The sequence below is a fragment of the Streptomyces sp. NPDC104371 genome (genome assembly GCF_055583785.1).
In genome coordinates this window covers 517,290-532,790 of record NZ_JBVJNF010000001.1, presented here as the reverse complement: position 1 = coordinate 532,790, position 15,501 = coordinate 517,290, and the positions used below count along the sequence as shown (strand labels likewise).

Annotated in this window: 13 protein-coding genes; 10 read left to right on the top strand and 3 right to left on the bottom strand. The window is 71.9% G+C overall.

The features are described 5' to 3' along the window. Positions 1-48: 48 nt before the first annotated feature. Entirely contained in the window at positions 49-510 is a 462-nt protein-coding gene (locus tag ACZ60T_RS02480) for a MarR family winged helix-turn-helix transcriptional regulator (protein ID WP_469663768.1), read from the bottom strand. Between ACZ60T_RS02480 and ACZ60T_RS02475 the strand changes: the two genes are divergently transcribed. The 8 genes from ACZ60T_RS02475 to ACZ60T_RS02440 all read left to right on the top strand — a co-directional run bounded on the left by ACZ60T_RS02475 (position 504) and on the right by ACZ60T_RS02440 (position 10,112). After that, positions 504-1,574: an MFS transporter gene (locus ACZ60T_RS02475; RefSeq protein ID WP_469663766.1), complete on the top strand. Its 1,071-nt coding sequence runs from the start codon at positions 504-506 to the stop codon at positions 1,572-1,574. The two genes, ACZ60T_RS02480 and ACZ60T_RS02475, sit on opposite strands and share 7 nt — an antisense overlap. Before the next feature lie 313 nt (positions 1,575-1,887). Next, a complete protein-coding gene (locus ACZ60T_RS02470) occupies positions 1,888-3,237 on the top strand; it encodes a M20/M25/M40 family metallo-hydrolase (RefSeq protein ID WP_365630496.1) in 1,350 nt (449 codons plus the stop codon). A 50-nt stretch (positions 3,238-3,287) separates the two neighbouring features. Further along, positions 3,288-5,120 (top strand): ABC transporter substrate-binding protein, encoded by a 1,833-nt coding sequence (locus ACZ60T_RS02465; RefSeq protein WP_469664725.1) that lies wholly within the window; start codon positions 3,288-3,290, stop codon positions 5,118-5,120. Then, positions 5,113-6,201, top strand: a complete 1,089-nt coding sequence (locus ACZ60T_RS02460; protein WP_469663764.1) for an ABC transporter permease — start codon at positions 5,113-5,115, stop codon at positions 6,199-6,201. The genes ACZ60T_RS02465 and ACZ60T_RS02460 overlap by 8 nt, the downstream gene beginning before the upstream one ends. After that, entirely contained in the window at positions 6,198-7,094 is an 897-nt protein-coding gene (locus ACZ60T_RS02455) for an ABC transporter permease (protein WP_365630503.1), read from the top strand. Before ACZ60T_RS02460 ends, ACZ60T_RS02455 begins: the two co-directional genes overlap by 4 nt. Next, positions 7,094-8,128 carry an ABC transporter ATP-binding protein gene (locus ACZ60T_RS02450; RefSeq protein ID WP_469663762.1) on the top strand — a complete coding sequence of 345 codons (1,035 nt, stop codon included), beginning with the start codon at positions 7,094-7,096 and terminating at the stop codon, positions 8,126-8,128. The genes ACZ60T_RS02455 and ACZ60T_RS02450 overlap by 1 nt, the downstream gene beginning before the upstream one ends. Next, positions 8,125-9,171, top strand: a complete 1,047-nt coding sequence (locus tag ACZ60T_RS02445; protein WP_469663760.1) for an ABC transporter ATP-binding protein — start codon at positions 8,125-8,127, stop codon at positions 9,169-9,171. The genes ACZ60T_RS02450 and ACZ60T_RS02445 overlap by 4 nt, the downstream gene beginning before the upstream one ends. Further along, the gene (locus tag ACZ60T_RS02440; RefSeq protein ID WP_469663758.1) at positions 9,168-10,112 is read left to right on the top strand and encodes a S66 peptidase family protein; all 945 of its coding nucleotides are present in this window, start codon (positions 9,168-9,170) and stop codon (positions 10,110-10,112) included. The genes ACZ60T_RS02445 and ACZ60T_RS02440 overlap by 4 nt, the downstream gene beginning before the upstream one ends. 65 nt (positions 10,113-10,177) lie before the next feature. Here ACZ60T_RS02440 and lysA read toward each other — a convergent pair whose 3' ends face one another. Further along, on the bottom strand, positions 10,178-11,449 hold the full coding sequence (lysA, locus tag ACZ60T_RS02435; RefSeq protein ID WP_469663756.1) for a diaminopimelate decarboxylase: 1,272 nt from the start codon (positions 11,447-11,449) through the stop codon (positions 10,178-10,180). Between the two features lie 363 nt (positions 11,450-11,812). Between lysA and ACZ60T_RS02430 the strand changes: the two genes are divergently transcribed. Both ACZ60T_RS02430 and ACZ60T_RS02425 read left to right on the top strand, forming a co-directional pair. Beyond that, the gene (locus ACZ60T_RS02430; protein WP_469663754.1) at positions 11,813-13,345 is read left to right on the top strand and encodes an N-acyl-D-amino-acid deacylase family protein; all 1,533 of its coding nucleotides are present in this window, start codon (positions 11,813-11,815) and stop codon (positions 13,343-13,345) included. Beyond that, the gene (locus ACZ60T_RS02425; RefSeq protein WP_365630519.1) at positions 13,339-14,112 is read left to right on the top strand and encodes a serine hydrolase; all 774 of its coding nucleotides are present in this window, start codon (positions 13,339-13,341) and stop codon (positions 14,110-14,112) included. Before ACZ60T_RS02430 ends, ACZ60T_RS02425 begins: the two co-directional genes overlap by 7 nt. 340 nt (positions 14,113-14,452) lie before the next feature. On the opposite strand, the gene ACZ60T_RS02420 is transcribed toward ACZ60T_RS02425, so the two are convergent. Then, positions 14,453-15,394: a LysR family transcriptional regulator gene (locus ACZ60T_RS02420; protein ID WP_365630522.1), complete on the bottom strand. Its 942-nt coding sequence runs from the start codon at positions 15,392-15,394 to the stop codon at positions 14,453-14,455. Between the last annotated feature and the right edge of the window lie 107 nt (positions 15,395-15,501).

Below are 15,501 nucleotides of genomic sequence, written 5' to 3'. Positions count from 1 at the left end.
TCACGCGTCGGCGGCTGCGGCCGGTGTGCTCAGGGCGGCGGAGCGCGGTCAGGGCGACTCGGCCACCAGCATCACGCGCCGCAGCAGGTCCGAGAGTTGCTTCCGCTCCTCCTTGCTGAGCACCCCCAGCAGGCGTCCCTCCTCGTCCCCGACCGCGCCCAGCGCCTGACTCCAGGCCGCGCGCCCGGCGTCCGTCAACTCGACGTCGATACGACGGCGGTCGACGGCCGAGGGCGTGCGGTGCACGAAGCCGCGGCGCTCCAGCCCGTCCAGCCGTCCGGTGACCGAGGCGGGGGCGAGGCCCAGGTCGGCCGCCAGCTCGGAGGGGGTGGCCCGGCCGCCGCGCCCGGCGAGCTTGTGCAGCGTGTCGAACTCGTGCCGGTCCAACCCCGAGGCGGCGAGGGAGCGTTCCTTGGCCCGGCGCAGATGCCGGGAGAGCAGCATGGCGCGGGTGACGGCGCCCTCGGTGTCCGGATCCAGATCCGGCAGCACGGGCAGCCAGCGTGCCACATGGTCATCGGTCGCGTCACGTCGGCGGCGTCGCCGGGGACCGGGTCGACGTCCGTACGGTGGCGCTGACCACCGCGCTCGTCCGGTCCGTGACCCAGATCTTCGTCGGGCTGCAACTGCTCGCCGGAGTGCCCGCGTTGTGGCCGCTCGCGGTGGCCGAGGCCCTCGGCGGGGTGGCCACGGCCTTCGCCCAGCCGACCTTCTCCCCGCTGGTCATCGGTACGGTGCCGAAGGCGCAGCGGCAGCAGGCCAACGCCGCCGTGGCCGCGGCCTCCAGCGCGGCGCGGCTCGCCGGGCCACCGCTCGCGGGCGTGCTGCTGCTCCCCGGCTCGGGCTGGGCGTTCATATCCGTCGGCGTCGGCTACGCGGTGAGCGCCGCGCTGCTGATGCCGCTGCGGGTCGCGCATGTACGGCCGCCGCGCCGGGCGTTCCTGGCCGATCTGCGCGAGGGCTGGAGCGAGGTGCGCTCCCGCGACTGGTACTGGACGAGCCTGATCGCGCACGCGACGTGGAACGGCGCCGCCGCCGTGCTGGCGACGCTCGGCCCCGCGATCGCGCTGCGTGAACTGGGCGGCAGGAACGTGTGGGTGACCATGTCGACGGTCGCGGGCGTCGGCCTGCTGCTGGGTTCGCTGGTGGCCGGCCGGGTCCGGCTGCGCAACCCCGTCCTCACCGGCAATCTGGCACTGGCGAGTTACGCGGCACCGCTCGCCCTCCTCGCCGTCCCCGCCCCGGCCCCGGTGATCATCACGGTCTACGGACTCGCGATGGCGGGCCTGGGCTTCCTCAACCCGCTCTGGGAGACGGCCGTGCAACAGGTCGTCCCCGGCCCGGTGTTGGCCCGGGTCGTCTCCTACGACTGGCTGCTCTCCCTGGCCGCGATGCCGGTGGGCTACGTGTTCGGCCCGCTCGCGGCGGACGCCTGGGGGCCGGGGGTGCCGCTGACCGTGGCCGCGGTCCTGGTCGGCGCGGCATGCCTGGCCACGGCGTTGGTGCCCGGCGTACGCCACGTCCGGATGCCGCGGGAGGAGCGCGTGCCGGTCGACGCCACCGCCGCACAGTGACCGACGTACGGCGTAACAGGCGGTGAACTCCGCGGTATCGGACGGAGCGACCCGCGCGGGCACGTGCCGAACCCTCTGCCTGCCTGGGAGTTCTCCGGCTCGGGCACGGCCGTGGCCGCTGCGGGGGACAGGGCGGTGGTGCCCGGCGCGCGGGGCCCGGTGAAGCGGGCCCGAAGGCATCGAAGATTTCGAGGCTGAGGATCGCAAGCCCTCAGGGGATCTTGCCGTGGACAAGCCCTCAGGGGACCTTGCCGTGAAACACACGCTTGCCCCCTCAAGCACCCCAGCCCCGTTGATCAGGAGGTGCCGCGCCATGCCCAGAAGAGTCGCGCCATCGGCTCCCGTCCCCACCGCGGCCGAGGCCGAGGCGCTCGCCGCCGACGCCGTCGCCCTGTGCTCCCGGCTGATCCGCTTCGACACCAGCAACTTCGGCGCGGGCGACAGCCGCGGCGAGCGCGCCTGCGCCGAGTGGGTCGCCGAGGAGCTGACCGACGCCGGACACGCCCCGGTCGTCCTGGAGTCCGCGCCCGGCCGCGCCAACACCGTGGTCCGGATCCCCGGTGCCGACCCCACCGCGCCCGCGCTGCTCGTCCACGGCCACCTCGACGTCGTACCCGCCGAACCCGCCGACTGGCAGAGCTACCCCTTCTCCGGCGAGATCCGCGACGGCGCGGTCTGGGGGCGCGGCGCGCTGGACATGAAGGACATGGACGCGATGATGCTCGCGTTCGTCCGGCACCTGGCGCGCACCGGCACCCGGCCGCCGCGCGACCTCGTGCTGGCGTTCGTCGCCGACGAGGAGGACACCGGCGAGTTCGGCGCGCGCTTCCTGGTCGAGCAGCACCCCGATCTGTTCGAGGGCGTGACCGCGGCCATCAGCGAGTCCGGCGGCCACTCGGTCCATCTGCCCGGCGGCAGCCGCCTCTACCCGATCGCGGCCGGTGAGCGGGGCAGCGCCTGGATGACCATCACCGCCCGCGGCACCGCGGGCCACGGCTCGCGCCGCAACGACGACAACGCCCTGGTCAAACTGGCCGCGGCGGTCGGCCGGTTCGCCGCACACGAATGGCCCGTCCGGCTCGTGCCGATCGTCGAGGCGCTCCTCGACGGCCTCTCGCAGCACCTGGGCACCGAGATCGACCCCGCCGATCTCGGCCCGTTGGGCGCCGCCGCACCGCTGGTCGCCGAGACGCTCGCGAACTCCGTGAACCCGACCATGCTGCGCGCCGGTTACAAGCACAACGTCATCCCCAGCGAGGCCGCCGCGTCACTGGACGGACGCATCCTTCCGGGCGCCGAGGCCGAGTTCTTCGAGACGATCGACGCCCTCCTCGGCCCGGACCTCACCCGCACCGGCGACTACCAGGCACCGGTCAGCGCCGACCACACCGCGCCCGACTTCGCCGCGATGGCCGCTGCCCTGCGCGCACACGACCCGGACGCCCTCGTGCTCCCGTACTGCATGACCGGCGGCACCGACGCGAAGGCCTTCGCCGACCTCGGCATCCCCGGCTTCGGCTTCGTACCCGGCCGTACCCCCTCCGACTTCGACGCCTGGCGTTACGTCCACGGCGTCGACGAACACGTACTCACCGACAGCCTCGGCTTCGGCGCGCGTGTGCTCACCACGTACCTCATGACCGACCCCCGAGCCTTCGCCTGATACGGCACGGTCCCCCTTCCCTCCTCATCCTCCGGAGACCTGACTTGGCTGTGCGTGAGACCCCTGGATTCCGAACGGCTCTGGCCGCCGCCGTCGCCGGTGGCCTGCTCCTGGCCGGCCCCACCGCCCCCGGCCTGACGACGGCCGCCGCGGCCTCGTCCGGCACGACCCTCCGGGTCGCGATGGACGGCTCGGGAGTGGACACACTGAACCCGTTCACCGCCTACTTCAACGGCGCGCTCGACATCTTCGGCACCATCTACCCGTCGCTCACCACGATCGACGACAACGGCGCCCCCAAGCCCTACCTGGCCACCTCCTGGACCCTCTCGGACGACCAGCTCACCTGGACGTTCAAGCTGCGCGAGGGTCTGAAGTGGAGCGACGGCAAGCCGCTGACCGCGGAGGACGCGGCCTGGACGCTCCACCTCGTCATGACCGACGACGTCGCCGGGACCGCGAACAGCTCCCTGGTGGCCGACTTCGAGAAGGTCACCGCGCCCGACGCCACCACGCTGGTCATCAAGACCAAGAAGCCCAAGGCGAACGTCACTTACAGCAGCATCCCCATATCCGGCATCCCGATCGTGCCCAAGCACATCTGGCAGTCGCATGTGAAGGACCTCAGGAACTACAAGAACACCTCCTTCCCGGTCGTCGGCTACGGGCCCTGGATCCTCACGGAGTACAAGAACGGCCAGTACGCCAAGTTCGACGCCAACAAGTCCTTCGTCCTCGGCGCCCCGAAGTACGACCACCTGATCCAGCAGATCTACAAGGAGACCGACGCCGCCGTCGCCGCGCTGAAGTCCGGCCAGTTGGACTACATCAACGGCATCAACGCGACCGAGTACTCCTCGCTCCAGCATGTCGACGGGGTGCACACGGCACAGGCCGTCGGCCATGGCTGGGTCGGCCTGGAGCTGAACCCCGGCGCGAAGACCCGTACCGGCAAGCCCATCGGCACCGGCAACCCGGCGCTGGCCGACCCCGTGCTGCGCCGGGCGATCGCCCTGAGCGTCGACAAGAAGACCCTCGTGACCAAGGTGCTCAACGGGCAGGGGAAGATCGCGGAGGGCTACCTGCCTCCGGCCTGGCCGCAGTGGAACTGGCAGCCGGAGCCCGGCAAGAAGCAGAGCTACGATCCCGCCGCCGCCAACAAGATGCTGGACAAGGCGGGTTACAAGCGCGGTCCCGGTGGCACCCGTATCGACCCCAAGACGGACAAGCCGTTGAACCTGCGTCTCGGCATCCACTCCGACGACGCCGAGGACGCGGCGATCTCCCGCTATCTGGTGGGCTGGCTCAAGGTCATCGGTGTCAACGCCACGATCCAGGCGATGAGCATGAGCGCGCTCAACAGCGACCTGGGCAAGGGCAACTGGGACATGCTGATGGACGCGTGGACCACCGGCCCGGACCCGACCTACCAACTCGGCATCCAGAGCTGTACGACCCTGCCGAAGGACGACGGCACCGGAGGCAACACCGACTCCTTCTTCTGCGACCCCGCCTACGAGAAGCTGTTCGCCAAGCAGGCGACGCTCTTCGACCCGGCCGAACGGGCCAAGGTCGTCGGCCAGATGCAGGAGATCCTCTACGACGCCGACGTCGACATCATGTTCTACAACAAGACCATCAAGATCGCGCACTCCTCGAAGGCCGACGGCCTGATCACCGGCAAGGCGAACGCCGACGGCTTCTACCCCGCCCAGACGGCGTTCTGGAGCTACCTCAAGGCCACCCCCGGAAGCTCCTCCTCCGACTCCTCCTCGGGCGGCGGCAACACCGGCCTGTGGCTGGGCATCGGTGCCGCGGTGATCGTGCTCGGAGCGGGCGTCGCCGTCGTCCGCCGCCGCGCCGGAGCGGACGACCGTGAGTAGCCGCCCCGCCCTCGCCGAACCGCAGTCGGCCGAGGAGCCCGAGGCGGAGGCGGCGAAGGCCCCCGCCAAGGGCCGCACCGAACGCAGGATGTCGCGCCTGCCCGGACCCGGCTATCTGCTCACCAAGCTCGCCGCGGCCGTCGTCAGCTTCGCGGTCACCCTCGTCATCGGCTTCGTCCTGTTCAACCTGATGCCCGCCGACCCGGTCCGCACCATGACCCGCGGCCGACCCGTCAGCGAGGCCGAACTGATCCGGCTGCGCGTCCAGTTGGGCCTGGACAAGCCGATCTGGGAACGGTTCCTCGACTTCGTCAACGACACCCTCCACGGCAACCTCGGCTACTCCTGGGAGTACCAGCAGTCCGTCGCGTCGCTGACCATGCACCGCCTCGGCCCGACCCTGCTGCTCATGGGCACGTCCTTCGTCATCTCCGTGCTCCTCGGCCTCTGGCTCGGGCTGCGCAGCGGATGGCGCGCGGGCAGCCTGTTCGACCGCGTCACCTCCGCCACCGCGCTGACCCTGTGGTCGGTGCCCACGTTCTGGCTGGGCATGATCCTGCTGATCGTCTTCAGCGTCGGCGTCGGCCCGTTCCACGGGTTCCTGCCCACGGCCGGGATGGGCGATCCGACCCTGCCGCAGACCGGGCTGACGCACTGGCTGGACGTCGCCAAGCATCTCGTCCTGCCCGCGCTGACCATGGTCCTCGTCGTCTACGCCCAGTACGTGACCATCATGCGGTCCTCCATCACCGAGGAACTCGGCAGCCCCTACCTGCTGACCGCGCGGGCCAAGGGTCTGACCGACGCCGCCGTGCGCCGCCGCCACGCCCTGCCCAACGCCCTGCTGCCCTCCGTGACCATGATCTTCATGCATCTGGGGACGCTGATCAGCGGCGCGGTCACGGTGGAGGCCATCTTCTCCTGGCCGGGCCTCGGCGACCTGACCTTCGAGGCCCTCAAGATCCCCGACCTGCCGCTGCTCCAGGGCACCTTCATCGTCTTCAGCGCGAGTGTGATCCTCATGAATCTCCTGGCGGACCTCGCCTACCGGTTCCTCGACCCACGGGTGCGTGACCAGTGACCGCCGCACAGACCGCCACCGCGGCCCTGCCCAGCCGGTTCGCCGGGGCCCGCCGCTTCGCGCGTGCCTTCCGCGGCCGTCCCTCCGGCGTGGCCGGCCTCGTGATCCTCGTCGCCTTCTCCGTACTGGCCCTGGCCGCACCGCTGTTCATCGGCGACGAGCAGCTCGATGTCACCCAGGTCGACGGCCCGCTGCTCGCACCACCGAGCGCTGACTACCCGCTCGGCACCGACCAGTCGGGCCGCAGCGTCCTGCTGCTGCTCATCTGGGGCTCCCGGGAGTCGCTGCGCATCGGCGTCATCGCCACCGTCCTGACGGTCGTCTTCGGCAGCGCGGTCGGGATCATCGCAGGGCACTACGGCGGATTCGTCGGCCGGATCCTGATGCAGGTCACCGACTGGTTCATCGCCCTGCCGAGCCTGCCGCTGGCGATCTCGCTCGCCGCGGTCCTCGGCCAGGGATCGATGTCGATCACCATCGCGATCGCCGTGACCTCCTGGACCGCGACCGCGCGCCTGGTCCGCGCGCAGACCCTGGCCGTGGAGGCCCGGCCGTTCGTCGAACGGGCCCGCGCCCTCGGCGCCGGAGACCGGCAGATCATGACGCAGCAGGTCCTGCCCAACGTCATGCCGCTGATCCTTGTCTCCAGCACGCTGACCGTCGCCGGGTCCCTGCTCTCCGAGGCGACGCTGACCTTCCTCGGCCTCGGCAACCCCGCCGACGTCACCTGGGGCGAGATGCTCCATGAGGCCTTCTTCGGCGGCGCGTTCACCGCCGGGGCCTGGTGGTTCCTCGTACCGCCGGGCCTGGCGATCCTCGCGGTGGTGCTGGCCTTCACCCTCACCGGCCGGGCCGTCGAGTACGTCCTCGACCCGCGGATGGAGAAGAAGTGATGACCACCGACACGACGCGCACCGAACCGGTGGCGGCCGAGGACGCCGAGGCCGAGAGCCCGCTGCTCGACGTCCGTGATCTGCACGTCAGTTACCGGCAGGGCGGCCGGTCCGTGCCCGCCGTACGCGGCGTCAGCTTCGCGCTCGCCCCCGGCGACACCCTCGGCATCGCGGGCGAGTCCGGCTGCGGCAAGTCGACCATGGCCCTCGGCCTGCTCCGCCTGCACGGTGCCAAGGCGCGGGTCAGCGGCGAAGTGCTGTTCCGCGGCGAGGACTTGCTGACCACGAGCTGGGGCCGACTGCGCGCGGTGCGCTGGGCCGGGGCGTCCGTGGTGTTCCAGGGCGCGATGAGCGCGCTGAACCCCGTACGCACCGTCCTGGAGCAGATCGTCGAACCGATCGTGCTGCACGACAAGGTGAGCGCGAAGGAGGCCGAGCGCCGCGCCGCCGAACTCCTCGACAGCGTCGGCATCCCCTCCCGGCGGATGCGCGGCTACCCGCACGAGTTCTCCGGCGGACAGCGCCAGCGCGTGATGATCGCCATGGCGCTGGCCTGCCGCCCGGACCTGATCATCGCCGACGAGCCGACGACCGCCCTGGACGTCATGGTCCAGGCCCAGATCCTGGAGTTGCTGGCCCAGTTGGTCCGCGAGTCGCGGATCGCGGTCATCATGATCACCCACGATCTGTCGCTGCTGGCCCACACCTGCGACCGGCTGGCCGTGATGTACGCGGGCCGGATCGTCGAACTCGGCCCGTCCCGGCAGGTACTCGAGGACCCGCGGCACCCCTACACCCGCGCCCTGTCCCGGGCGTTCCCCACGATCGGCGACCCGGCCTCCCGGCGCGCCCCGGCGGGCCTGGCGGGCGACCCGCCCCGGCCCTCGGAGGTCGGCGAGGGCTGCGCCTTCGCACCCCGCTGCGCGGAGGCCACCGAGTCCTGCCGCAGCGGGGAGATGCTGCTGTGGCCCGCCGGACCCGGCCGCTCCGCCGCCTGTCTGCGCGTCCACCCCGATCACGGAGGTACCTCGTGACCGACACCGACACCGACACCGACACCGACACCGACACCGACACCGAGAACGCGACCCAGCCGCCCGCCCTGGAGGTCCGCGACCTGTCCGTCGTCTACCCGGCCTCCGGCGGCCGGGGCCCGGCGCGCGCCGTCGACGGAGTCAACCTGCGCGTCGGCAAGGGTGAGATCGTCGCGCTGATCGGCGAGTCCGGCTGCGGCAAGTCGACGCTCGCCCGCGCCCTTGTCGGACTGGTCAAGCCGACCGACGGGCAAGTGCGGTACGAGGACACACCGTTGGACTACTCGGCGGCGGCCCTCAAGCGCTACCGCCGCCACACCCAGCTCGTCCTCCAGGACCCCGGCGGCGCGCTCAACCCCAAGCAGAACGTCTACGACGCCGTGGCCATGGGGCCGCGCCTGCACGGGCTCACCGACCGGCTCCCCGAGACCGTGCACAACGCCCTGTCCCAGGCCGGACTCCGGCCCCCGGAGGACTTCTTCCGCCGGTACCCGCACGAACTGTCCGGCGGCCAGCAGCAGCGCGTCGTCATCGCCGGTGCGCTGGCCCTCAACCCCTCGGTGATCGTCGCCGACGAACCGGTGGCCTCGCTCGACGCCTCGGTCCGCGGCGAGATCCTCGCGCTGCTGCTCCGGCTGCGCGACGAACTCGGCCTCTCGGCCCTCGTCGTCAGCCACGACCTGGGCCTGGCCTGGAACATCGCGGACCGCGTCGCGGTGATGTACCTCGGCCGGGTCGTGGAGCAGGGCACCGTCGAGGACGTCCTGCTGCGCCCCCAACACCCGTACACCCGGGCCCTGTTGTCCGTCATCCCCAGCGGCGCCGAGGACTGGCGCCCGACGCTGCTGACAGGCGAGCCGCCGGACCCCACCGCGATCCCGGCCGGCTGCCGCTTCCACCCGCGCTGCGGGCGCTGGGCCGACGCGTCCGCCGACGAACGCGCGGCGAGCGCCTGCGACCGCCGTGAACTCCCCGTCCTGGCACCGGACGCGTGCGCCGCCGCGTGCCACCTTCTCGCCCCGACCGCCTTGGAGACCGCATGACTCTGCTTCGTCCGCCCGCGCTCAAGCCCGGTGACACCGTCGCCGTGCTCTGCGCCAGCTCGCCCGTGGAGAACCAGGAGCACCTGGAGTCGGGCCTGCGCGCCCTGAGGTCCGTGGGCCTTCAGCCGGAGGTCTTCGCCTCGGCCCGCGACACCGGGAGCATGTACGACTACCTCGCGGGCGACGACACCCGCCGCGCCGAGGACCTCACCCGGGCCCTGACCGACCCCCGGTACGCGGGCGTCTTCCTGGCCTGCGGCGGCTACGGCTCCCAGCGCACCCTGGAGTTGATGGACTGGCACACGATCGACGCCGCGGCGCCCAAGGTCGTCGTCGGCTACTCCGATGTGACCGCCCTCCTCGAGGCGCTGGCCGTCAAGCTCGGCTGGGTGTCGCTGTTCGGGCCGATGGTCGCGTGCGGCGGGTTCTGGGAAGGGCCCGAGGAGTACGACTTCAAGGAGCTGATGAAGCTCCTCTACACGCCCGCCGACGTGAAGGAGCTGACCTTCCCCGGCGCGCGCACCCTCGTCCCGGGCGTCGCCGAGGGCCTCACGCTGGGCGGCACCGCGACCCTCATCGCCGCCAACTTCGGTACCGACACCACGTATCCGGCGCGCGACGCGATCCTGTTCCTGGAGGACGTCGACGAGTTCCCGTTCCGGATGGACCGCATCATCACCCAGATCCGGCGCTCCAGGAGCTACCTCGACGGCGTCGCCGGGATCGTCCTCGGCACGTTCACCGAGTGCGGCGACCCCGAGCACATCGACCGGATGCTCGCCGAACGCTTCGGCGACCTCGGCGTGCCGGTCCTGATGGGCGTGAACATCGGCCACAACACGCAGATGCAGACGTACCCGGTCGGCGTGCGGGCCCGGCTGGACGCGGACAACAAGACGTTGACCTTCCTGGACCAGGTACTCACCGATCCACAGGCCTGATCGCATACGACAAGGTGGGGCCCGAGCACATGTGCTCGGGCCCCACCCTGCTTCCGTACGGCGTGTCACACATACAGCCGCAGCAGATCCTCCTCGGTCTCGCGGCGGACGATCGTCCGTGCCACACCGTCGCGCACGGCGACGACCGGCGGGCGCGGGAGCAGGTTGTAGTTGCTCGCCGCCGAGCGCTGATAGGCGCCGGAGCAGGGGATCGCGATCAGGTCGCCGGGACGGACGTCACCCGGCAGATCGACGCCGTCGACCAGGATGTCGCCGGTCTCGCAGTGCTTGCCGACGATCGTGAAGTTCCGGGCCGCCGCCTCACTCGTACGGGACGCGAGGACGGCCGTGTACGCGGCGCCGTACGTCGCCGGGCGCGGGTTGTCGCTCATGCCGCCGTCCACGCTGAGGTAGCGGCCCTTGACCGTACCGACCTCGTAGAGCGCGACCGTCGTCGGCCCGACCACCGACCGGCCGGGTTCGAGCGCGATCCGTACGTCCGCGGGGACCGCCGCCCGCAGGACCTCGGCGAGTTCCGCCGGGGTCGGGGCGGCCTTCTCGCCCGGCAGATACGGGACACCGAGGCCGCCGCCGAGATCCAGCTTGCCGATCGTCACACCGTGCTCCCGCTCGACCTCCCGCAGGAACCCGACCATGCGGTGCGCGGCCGTGGCGAAGGAGCCGAGGTCGAAGATCTGCGAGCCGATGTGCGAGTGCAGCCCGACCAGTTCCAGGGACGGCTCGGCCAGCACCCGGCGGACCGCCTCGGCCGCCTCACCGGAGGCCATCGACAGACCGAACTTCGTGTTCTCGCCGCCCGTCGCCCACGAGGCGTGCGTGTCCGCGTCCACCCCGGGCTTCACCCGGATCATGACGGCCTGCCGTACGCCCGACGCGCGCGCGACGTCCGCCACCCGCTCCAGCTCCTGGAACGAGTCGAGGACGACGCATCCGATGCCCCACCGCACGGCATCGCGTATCTCGGCCACCGACTTGTTGTTGCCGTGGAAGACCACGCGCTCGGCGGGCATCCCGCCCCTGCGCGCCACGGCCAGCTCGCCGCCGCTGCACACATCGAGCGACAGCCCGAGTTCGCGCAGCCAGCCGACCACGGCCGGGGCCAGGAACGCCTTGCCGCCGTAGTGGATGTCGCCCCCGGGGAACGCGGCCGGCCAGGCCGCGCAGCGCGCGCGGAAGTCGTCCTCGTCCAGAACGTAGAGCGGCGTGCCGAACTCCGCCGCGAGATGCCGCACACCGAGCCCGCCGAGACGGAGTTCACCCTCGGCCCACGTCGCTGTGCGCGGCCATACCTGGTCCATCACTGTGTTGCTGCCCATGCGCCCCAAGCTAGGGAAGGCGCCGACGCGGACCGGCCGAGCGTCGAGGAACTGCGCGCTGAGAGTCGATTCTCGTCACCGGGGCGGCCTCCGCGCGGCTGGACGGGCCGTCACCATGGGCGCCGTCGGGCGTCCGGAAACAGCCGCACAGGAAATGGTGCGTGAGCCGCGAGGTTTTCGACGCTCCCCGCGAGCGCGCCCCGCGCCGCTGCACGCTGGGGCGGTCCGTGCGAGCACTCCCGTGAGGAAGCCCATGCCCCTGAATCCGACCGCGGTCCCCTCCTTCACCGTCCCGGACCCCGCACCGGGCGCGGCGTCCGACGAGCGCGTGCGCGGTGGCGTCACGGCGGCCGGGGCGGTGCGATGAGCGGCGGCCACTTCGACCTGCTGCTGCGCGGCGGCGAGATCGCGGACGGCACCGGCGCGCCGCTGACGGCCGGGGACATCGGCATCACCGGGGGCAGGATCCGGCTTCTGGCGCCGGGCACCGCCGCCACGGCCGACCGGGTCGTGGACGTCTCGGGGCTCGTCGTCACGCCCGGCTTCATCGACGCTCACACCCACTCCGACGAGACGACCCTCAACGGCACCGGGGACGAACAGGCGCACGCCGCCGTGCTCCAGGGCGTGACCGTCGAGGTCTGCGGCAACTGCGGCGACAGCGCGTTCCCTGGCCCGTACCCGGACTTCGCCGCCTTCGCCGACGCGCACGCCTCCGTCGGCCGCGCCAACCATCTCGCCTCGCTCGTCGGACACGGCACGCTGCGCGCGGCCGTCGTCGGCCATGCCGCCCGCCCCGCCACGGCGGACGAACTCGCCGAGATGTGCGAGGTGTTGGACCGGAACTTCACCGCGGGCGCCGCCGGGCTGTCCACCGGCCTCATCTACACGCCGGGCTCCTACGCCGACACCGCCGAGGTCACCGCGCTCGCGACCGTCGCGGCCCGGCACCGCAAGCCGTACGTGACCCATCTGCGCGACGAGATGTCCCGCGTCGAGGAGGCGCTCGCCGAAGCGGTGGCGATCGCGCAGGCCAGCGGCGCGCCCCTGCATGTCTCGCACCACAAGACCGCGGGCAAGTACGGCTGGGGCGGCACCGAGCGGACCCTTCCCTGGCTGGAGCGGCTGCGCGCCGAGGGCATGGACTTGACCTGCGACGTCTACCCCTACACCGCGGCCAGCACGGCGCTCGCCGCGATGCTGCCGCCCTGGGCGCACGACGGCGGCCCGGAGCGGCTGCTGGAGCGCCTGCGCGACGCCGGGGAGCGGGCACGCATGCGCACGGCGATCGCCGAGGGCGTGCCCGGCTGGGAGAACACCGTCGGCAACGGCGGCTGGGACCGGATCTCGGTGGCCGGTGCCGCGCACCACCGCGAACTGCAGGGCCGGACGATCGCCGACATCGCCGAGGAACGTGGCGCCGACGCCCTTGATGTGGTGGCCGAGTTGCTGCTCGCCGAGGACGGTGACGTGACCATCATCAGCCACTCGATGCGCGAGGACGACGTCCAGCGTGTGCTCCGCACGCCGTTCGCGATGATCGGCTCGGACGGCGTCCCCAAACCGGGCCTCCCGCACCCGCGTTGGGCCGGTACGTTCGCCCGGGTGCTCGGCCACTATGCTCGCGACCTCCAACTGCTGTCGATCCAGGAGGCGGTACGCAAGATGACCGGAGCAACAGCCGCGCGATTCAACCTAATTGGGCGCGGTGTCGTACGCGACGGTGCCCACGCCGACCTCGTGGTCCTCGACCCCGCCACGGTCGCCGACCGCGCGACCTTCGCCGAACCGCTGCTGACGCCGGTCGGCATCCATCTGGTGCTCGTCGCCGGGGAGATCGTGGTGCGGGACGGCACCGTGACCGGCGCGCGGCCGGGCCGGGTACTGGCATGCTGACCGCCTTCCCGCCGCCGGAACTCCCCGGCACGCTGACGGTCGCGGTCCCCGGCCTGCTGGAGCACCGCGCGGACGACTCGTTGGCGCTGGCGAGCGTCGGCAAGCTGCTGTTGCTGGCGGAGGTCGCCCGCGGCCTGACCGGCGGCACCCTGGAGGCCGACGAGCCGGTCGCGTTGCTCGACGAGGACTACTGCGCCGGCTCCGGCCTGCTGGCCAAGCTCTCGGCCCGGCAGTGGACCGTCTCCGACCTGGCGCGGCTGACCGCGGCCGTCAGCGACAACACCGCGACGAACGCCCTGCTCCGCCGGGTCGGCCTCGACCGCGTCAACAAGGGCGCCGCGGAACTGGGGTTGACGCAGACCCGGATCCTGGACTTCATCCGCGAGCCGCGCCTGCCGGAGCACCCCCCGACCTTCGCGGTCGGCACGGCACGCGAACTGGCCGCCCTGACCCAGCAGATCGCCGGCCCCGCGGCCTGGGCACGCCTCATGCTCGGCTGGATGGCCGCGTGCGCCGACCGCACCATGGTGGCGGGAGCGATCCCGCACGACCCCGAGGACGACTCGGTCCCCAAGGTCCCCCTCGACCGCCTCTGGGTCGCCAACAAGACGGGCACCGACATCGGAATGCGCTGCGACGTGGGCGTCGTACGCGGCAGACGCGAGGTCTGCTATGCGGTACTCGGCAACTGCACACCGGGCCGAGAGTTCGAACTCCTCCAGGCGATGCGAACGATCGGAGCCCGGATCGCGGCGTTCATCGGCTGAGCCCTGCGGGGAGGAGGGGCTGGGGGCGACGGGCTGCACGGGCCATGGGTCACGTGGCCGACGGGCCGCCCAGGCCACGGGCGACGCGGGCCACGCCACGGACTGCGTGGTCCATGGGCCACGCGGACCACGGGCTGCAAGGCACGGGCCACGCGGACCACGGGCTGCAAGGCACGGGTCATGCGGACGATGGGCTGTGTGGGCGACGAGCCACGTGGGCCACGGACCATGTGGGCCACGGACGGCGTGGACCATGGGTCACGCAGACGACGGCCTACGTGGTCAACGGGCTACGCGGGTCACGGGCTACGTGGGCCACAGGCCACACCGGGCCACGGGCCTACGCACGCGTGCTCGTGGTGCGTCCCGGGCCCGGGGCGGTGCGTAGGTTTGACGCCGCGCTCACCAAGTACGCGATGAACGTGCCGAGTACCGGGTTCGCGTTGCCGGGGCGGGAGGCGACGCCTATCTTTCGGTACAGCCGTGGGCCGGACACGCGTGTCGTCTCCAGGCCGGTGGTGTCGTTGATCCCGAGGCTCGGCATCAGCGCGATCCCCATCCCGGCCCTGACCAGGCCCGCCACCACCTCGTAATGGTCGCTGCGGCAGCGGATGTTGGGGACGAAGCCCTCCAACGCGCAGGCGCGCTCCAGTACCGACCGCACCGGCCTGCCCGTTCCGAACGACGTGATCCACTGCTCGCCCGCCAGCTCGTCCAGCCGGACCTGGCTGCGCCGCCCCGCCGGATGCCCGCTCGGCACCACCAGCAGTTGCGGCTCGCGGATCAACTCCCGGACCTGTACGCCCTCCGGCGGGGTCCACGGGTCGAGCGCGTGCTCGAACACCACCAGCACATCGATCTCGCCCTGCTGCACACTGTGGGCCAGCTCATGCGGCTGCCCCTCGACCAGGTCCAGCTCGACCCCGGGATAGCGGCTGGAGAACCGCGACAGCGCCTGCGGCACCAACCGGTACCCGGCCGAGGCGAAGAACCCGATGCGCAGATGCCCGGAGTCGGCCCGCGACTGCGCCAGCAGATCCTTCTCGGCGGCGTCCAGCAGCGCCAGCACCTCCTGCCCGCGCAGCGACAGACGCCGCCCGGCGGCCGTCAGCCGCAGACTCTGCGCGCTCCGCTCGACCAGGCTGACCCCGGCCTCCTTCTCCAACTGGGAGAGCTGGTGGGAGACCGCGGACGGGGAGAGCTTCAACTCGCGCGCCGCCCCGGCGATGCTGCCACTCCGATGGACCTCGGTCAGAATGCGCAGGCGGTGCGTGTTCAGCATGGCGGCAGACTAACCAGCTCACCCGCGGTTGGCGATCACGTATCAGAGCCGCCTACGCGGCGACGCCGGGCCGCGAGAACCTCCCGGCCCGGCGTCGACAGCCCACA

Bases quoted from the DNA above. Each gene is read 5' to 3' on its own strand.
- ACZ60T_RS02470 (WP_365630496.1), top strand. From the start codon at position 1,888: ATGCCCAGAAGAGTCGCGCCATCGGCTCCCGTCCCCACCGCGGCCGAG.
- ACZ60T_RS02450 (WP_469663762.1), top strand. From the start codon at position 7,094: ATGACCACCGACACGACGCGCACCGAACCGGTGGCGGCCGAGGACGCC.
- ACZ60T_RS02440 (WP_469663758.1), top strand. From the start codon at position 9,168: ATGACTCTGCTTCGTCCGCCCGCGCTCAAGCCCGGTGACACCGTCGCC.
- lysA (WP_469663756.1), bottom strand. From the start codon at position 11,449: ATGGGCAGCAACACAGTGATGGACCAGGTATGGCCGCGCACAGCGACG.
- ACZ60T_RS02430 (WP_469663754.1), top strand. From the start codon at position 11,813: ATGAGCGGCGGCCACTTCGACCTGCTGCTGCGCGGCGGCGAGATCGCG.
- ACZ60T_RS02425 (WP_365630519.1), top strand. From the start codon at position 13,339: ATGCTGACCGCCTTCCCGCCGCCGGAACTCCCCGGCACGCTGACGGTC.
- ACZ60T_RS02420 (WP_365630522.1), bottom strand. From the start codon at position 15,394: ATGCTGAACACGCACCGCCTGCGCATTCTGACCGAGGTCCATCGGAGT.